6 protein-coding genes are annotated in these 5,496 nt (G+C 70.3%); 2 read left to right on the top strand and 4 right to left on the bottom strand.

All coding sequences use genetic code 11. The annotated features are described in order from the left end of the window. Positions 1-158 precede the first annotated feature (158 nt). Entirely contained in the window at positions 159-863 is a 705-nt protein-coding gene (locus WA805_RS22850; RefSeq protein WP_425243369.1) for a DUF1275 family protein, read from the top strand. Between the two features lie 36 nt (positions 864-899). Continuing rightward, the gene (locus WA805_RS22845) at positions 900-1,853 is read left to right on the top strand and encodes a cytochrome P450 (RefSeq protein ID WP_425243370.1); all 954 of its coding nucleotides are present in this window, start codon (positions 900-902) and stop codon (positions 1,851-1,853) included. Between the two features lie 16 nt (positions 1,854-1,869). Here WA805_RS22845 and WA805_RS22840 read toward each other — a convergent pair whose 3' ends face one another. The 4 genes from WA805_RS22840 to WA805_RS22825 all read right to left on the bottom strand — a co-directional run. Further along, positions 1,870-2,562, bottom strand: a complete 693-nt coding sequence (locus tag WA805_RS22840) for a response regulator transcription factor (RefSeq protein WP_422278551.1) — start codon at positions 2,560-2,562, stop codon at positions 1,870-1,872. 74 nt (positions 2,563-2,636) lie between these two features. Continuing rightward, positions 2,637-3,389: an SDR family NAD(P)-dependent oxidoreductase gene (locus WA805_RS22835; protein WP_422340959.1), complete on the bottom strand. Its 753-nt coding sequence runs from the start codon at positions 3,387-3,389 to the stop codon at positions 2,637-2,639. 10 nt (positions 3,390-3,399) lie between these two features. Beyond that, positions 3,400-4,356, bottom strand: coding sequence for a decaprenyl-phosphate phosphoribosyltransferase (locus tag WA805_RS22830; protein WP_422278547.1), 957 nt, complete (start codon positions 4,354-4,356; stop codon positions 3,400-3,402). Continuing rightward, positions 4,353-5,496 (bottom strand): phosphodiester glycosidase family protein (locus tag WA805_RS22825; protein ID WP_425243368.1); only part of this gene is annotated, 1,144 nt, incomplete at its 5' end. The genes WA805_RS22830 and WA805_RS22825, both read right to left, overlap by 4 nt.

Genomic DNA, 5,496 nt, shown 5'->3' with positions numbered 1-5,496 from the left:
CTCCGGCCCCGCCCCGCCGTGACGGTGGTGCTCACCGACGGCTACACGCCGTGGCCCGATGCCGCGCCGAAGGGGATGCGGGTGGTGGCCGGGCTGCTCGGCGACGACGCGCCGGAAGCGCCGCGCTGGGCAAGAGCCGTCCGCGTACCCTTTCCTGGGTGAGCAAAGCGATCCCGCCGCGGACGATGACCGTGATCGCGGTGCTGCTGACGTTCGCATCCGGCGCGTCGGACGTGACGAGCTTCACCAGGCTCGGGAATGTCTTCACGAGCGTGATGACCGGGAACATCACGGTGTTCGGCCTGTCGCTGGCCCGCGGGTCGGCGTCGCTGGCCCTGCACACCGCGGTGGCGGTCGCCGGCTACGTCACGGGCGTCGCCGCCGGCACGCTGATCGGCAGGTACCGCATGGACCGCGTCGTGGCCAAGTCCCCCGCCGAGCCGGGCGGCGAGAACTGGCCCGCGCACATGACGCTGACGCTAGCGGCCGAGCTCACGCTGCTCGCTGGTGTCCTGGCCGGCTGGGAGGCGACAGGCTCGCGCCCGGCCGGCTGGGCCCAGTACGTGATCCTCGCCGTCGCCGCCTGCGCCATGGGCATCCAGTCGGCCGCGGTCGTCCAGCTGGGGCTCGGCAACGTGTCCACCACCTATCTCACCGGGACGCTGACCGGCCTGGTCAGCGCGGTCTTCCGGCCGGAGGAAGAGATCGGCTGGCGGCGCCCGGGAGTGCTGGCCGGCCTGCTGGCGGGCGCGTCGCTAGCCGGATTGCTGGTGGCCAAGGCGGCGTGGGCCGTGCCCTGCCTTCCGCTGCTCGGGGTCGCCGTCGCCACGGTACTGGGCACCAGGTCAGTTAATTCCCGCTAAGCCGGGCCGCAACAGCAGCATGGGACGTTGCTGCCTGTGGTTCTCAACTTCTACGCCGCGCCGACCATGGCCCAGCCCGCGTTCGGCAAGGCCACGCTCGCCCGCGTCGTGCAGAATACGGGAACGCTGACGACGCAGCTGCTCGCGGGCTGGGAGCAGGCCGCGCGCCGCGGCGAGCCGGTCGACGTGCTCAACGACATGCAGCAGCTGGCGATGCGGGTCATCGGCATGGCGCTGTTCAGCCGGGACCTGGAGAACGACCTGCAGGCCGGCCTGGCGGACACGGCCGGCGCGGACCCCAGAGGCACCAGGGGCGCCAACTGCTTCACCGAGACCGTGCGGGCCGGCGTCCAGGTCGTCGCGCTGCGCAACGTCAGCCCGGCGCCCCTGCCGCTGTGGGTGCCCACCAGGCTGCACCGCCGCTTCCGGCGCGGCCTCGCAGCCGTCGACCGCTTCGTGTACGCGCGGATCGACGAGCGGCTGGCGGACCCCGGCGGCTACGACGACATGCTGGCCGACCTGGTCAGAAGTTACGGCGATCAGGCGGCGGCCGCGGACACGCGGCGCGAGCTGCGCGACCAGGTGGTGACGCTGTTCTTCGCCGGCTTCGAGACCACCGCCGTGGCGCTGGCCTGGACCTGGCTGCTGCTCGGGCAGCACCAGGCCGCGGAGGCCCGGTTCCACCGGGAGCTCGCCGCTGTCCTCGGCGGCCGGGCGCCGGGCGCCGAGGACCTGAAGGCGCTCGGTTACACCGGACAGGTCGTCCAGGAGTCCATGCGGACGTACCCGCCCGTCTACACGCTGACCCGCCAGGTGGTGGCGGACGACGAGATAGCAGGTTTCGCGACCGCCGAGATGATGACCGTGCTGGCGGTCGCCGGGCAGCGAGTACGGCTGCGGCCCGCGTCCGCAGAACCCGTCACGATCATCCCCGCCGTCACCCAGCGCCCGGCCGGCGGCCTGCCGATGCTCGTCGAGGTGCGGTCATGACCGACGCCAGCGGCGGCTACGGCACGGCTAACCGCTGACCGTTGTCCGCGACGATGCGGTAGCCGACGCCGCGAACGGTCTGGATGCGGACCCGGGAACCGGAGAGCTTGGCGCGCAGCCGCGCCAGGTGCACGTCGATCGTGTTCGAGGAGAACGTGTCCACCTCGTCGGTCCACACGTGCTGCGCGATCTGGCGGCGTTCCGCGACGGCCGGCGAGAACCGCATCAGCGTCTCGAGGATGCTCAGCTCGGTCGAAGTCAGCGCTGGCCGGCGGCCGCCGAACGTGACCTCGCGGGAGGCCGGGTCGTACTCCAGGTCGCCGACCACCAGCCGGGGCGGCAGCACGTCAGGCGGCCGGCGCTGCAGCGCCCGCAGCCGGGCGAGCAGCTCGTCGAAGGCAAATGGCTTGACCAGGTAGTCGTCGGCGCCGGCGTCCAGGCCGGCCACCCGGTCCTCAGGCGCGCCTTTGCCGCTGATCATCAGCACCGGTGTCCTGGCTCCCGTCCGGCGCAGCTGGCGCACTACGTCGATGCCAGACACCCGGGGCATCAGCCAGTCGAGCACGGCCACCGCGTACTCGTAACAGCGGGCGTATGACAGCGCCGACTCGCCGTCGGCGACGAGGTCGACCACGTAGCCACGGCTGCGGAGACCCTGGGCGAGCACCGCGCCAAGGGTGTCGTCGTCTTCCGCTACCAAGACCCGCACAACCGGGGAATGTACCCACGGCTTCTCGCCATGGACGTGCGCAAATGCGAACTCAGAGGGAAGTCAAACCGAAATCAGCGCTTGAGCTTACGCCACACCGGCCTGGGCACCAGCCGCATCGCGGTGGCCAGCCCGGCCAGCGACGACGGAATCCACACAACTGACTTGGATCCGCGCAGCGCCGCCGCGACCGCGGCGCCGACCGCCTCCGGCGTGGTCGCCAGCGGCGCCGGCGCCATTCCCGCCGTCATCCGGCCGGTCACGAACCCGGGCCTGACGAGCAGCACGCGGACCCCTGTGCCGTGCAGCGCGTCGGCGTAGCCGCGGGCGAACGCGTCCAGGGCCGCCTTGGTCGCCCCGTACACCGCGTTGAACTTGCGCGGCCGGATCGCGGCGACCGACGACAGCACCACGATCGTGCCGCTGCCCCGCTCGCGCATCCGCGAGCCGAACGCGAGCAGCGCCGTGACGTGCCCGGTGAAGTTGGTCTCGATCATCGTGGCGGCGAGGCGCACGTCACGTTCCGCCTGCTCTTCAGGGATCAGCACGCCGGTCGCGGCGATCACCAGGTCGGGCACTCCCCCGGCGCAGATCTCGTCGGCGAAGGCCTGATGCGTCCCGGTGTCCAGCGCGTCGTACCTGGCCACCGTGACCGGGCGGTTCAGCGCCTTGCCGGCCGCCTCGAGCCGCTGCGCGTCGCGCCCCGCCAGGATCACCTCGGTGCCCGGCTCAAGCCGCAGGGCGGACAGGATCGCCAGGCCGATCTCACTCGTGCCGCCGAGCAACAGGACCCGTGAGAGCCGGCTGCTTCCGTTCTGAACACTCATCTTTTCCCGCCTAAGCCGCGTAGAGCCCGGCGCAGAACAGCACCAGCCAGGCCACCTCGAAACAGAGCATGAGCGCGTCCCTGGTGATCAGGTCTTCCACCGGGCGGACGCTGCGGCGCGCGGTGAGCACGCCGAACCTGACCAGTGCCGCGGCCAGCGGCAGCGCGCTCGCCAGGTGCCAGGGGCGGGCGGCGGTAGTCTCACTCGCCGCCCACATCAGGTACGTCGCGAGCATGCCCACGCCGATAAGCAACTGGACGATGCGGAGCATCCCTGGCTGGTACCAGCGCATCACCGGACGGTGCCGGACAGCTTCATCGCCCAGCGAGGTGAGCTCGGTGTACCGCTTGGCGACCGCGACGCCGAGCGCGCCGAGGGTGCACACGAGCAGGAACCAGATGGACAGCGGCTTCACGTGGGTCGCCGCCGCGCCGCCGAGAACGCGCAGCAGGAAGCCGGAGGCGACGAGCAGCACCTCGAGGAACGGAACGTGCTTGAGCCGGAACGAGTACAGGAACTGCAGGCAGAGGTAGACGGAGACCGCCTCGACAAGCCGGGGCTCGCGGATTAGCACGCCCGCGCCGACAGCGAGGACGACCGCGAGCGCGCCGAGCACGAGCGCGTGCTGGGCGGGCAGCGCGCCGGAGGCGATCGGGCGGTTCCGCTTGACCGGATGACGCCGGTCGCGCTCGGCGTCGACCACGTCGTTGACGAAGTACACCGCCGCCGAGGCGCAGGCGAAGGCGAACATCGCGAGCAGCGCGTAGCCGAAGCCGTGGTCGCGGCCCAGTGATGCGGCGGCCAGCGGCGCCGCGAACACCAGGAGATTCTTCGGCCACTGCCGTGGCCTGGTCTCCCTGATGACCGCGATGAGCCACCGCGAAGGCGTCACCGCCAGGGCCGCCGCGGACGCCGCTGCCTGTGGTCCCGTGTTTTCGCCAGGGACCAGGGTCTTGTCTATTGTCACCGCGCGTATACCGCCGTGAAGTCCCGGGTGTAGGTCGAGTAGTACGAGTAAGCGCTCTGCTGCTGGTTCGGCAGCAGGTTAACCGGCGTCGGGTCTGACGGGTGGCTGTTTGCGCTGTAATACTCGTACTTCATCCAGTACGGGTTGATGTCGAGCTGCATGCCCTCAACCGCGCCGGCCCGCTGCAGCAGGTCGGCCAGGTCCTGAACGTTGAGTGCCGGGCCGTAGACGTAGATGATCCTGCCGTCCTTGGTGATGCCAAGCCCGGAACGCCACACGTAGTAGCCGCCGCCGAGCGTAGCGCCGAAGTTCGTCTCTACGTTCTGGTTGAGGTTCGCCTCGATCTTGCCACGGTCGATGAGCAGCTTCAAGTTCTGCCGCACGCCTTCGATCGACGAGTTCATCGTGAAGTCGCGGCCCCACTCGCCGATCTTGACCGTGCCGTTCTTGTAGTACACGATCGTCGCCTCGCCGGTCACGAGCGAGCCGTGGTACTCACCGTTGAGGTAGAAGCCGCCCCCCGCGCTGTCCAGCTTGAAGCCGCCGTTGAACGTGGCGACCAGGCCGGTACGGCTTCCCGGCGCGATGGACGTCGAGCCCCACTTCCCCCAGTTACCCGGGCCAGGATCCTCCGAGCCGGGGTGCAGCTGGAACGAGACCAGCCGCTGGTCCATCGACGCGATCCCGTTGACGTAGGACGTGTACGTGGCGTCCCGCAGGAAGGTGGTGAAGATCGCGGGCTGGCCCTTCACCTTCTCCACGACCCGCCACTGCCCCTCCCCAGGCACCGGCGCGCCGGCCAGCGACTTCAGCGTGGCCGGGACGTCGGGCGTGAAGCCCTTCGCATGCGTCTTGGTCGGGCTGACCTGCTGCCCCTTGGGGATGGCGAGCGAGAAGGACGGCTTGCCACCGGCCTTGGGCGGGTTGTAGCTGAGCCACTCGCCGAACGTGACGACCGGGCCGAGGTAGTGGTCGCGGGCCCATTCGGCGAGGTTGGACGACAGGCTCTGGCCGTTGTTGGACGTGATCGCCTGGCCGATCGAGAACGTCACCCAGATCAGGAACACGCCGAACAGCGCGGCGACGATGCGGACGGACCGCAGCCGCGCGATCTTGCGCGTCCTGCGGAACGGGACCTTC

The sequence above is a fragment of the Trebonia sp. genome (assembly GCF_049794275.1).
Taxonomy (GTDB): Bacteria; Actinomycetota; Actinomycetes; order Streptosporangiales; family Streptosporangiaceae; genus Trebonia.
This window is presented reverse-complemented; position numbering and strand designations above follow the sequence as displayed.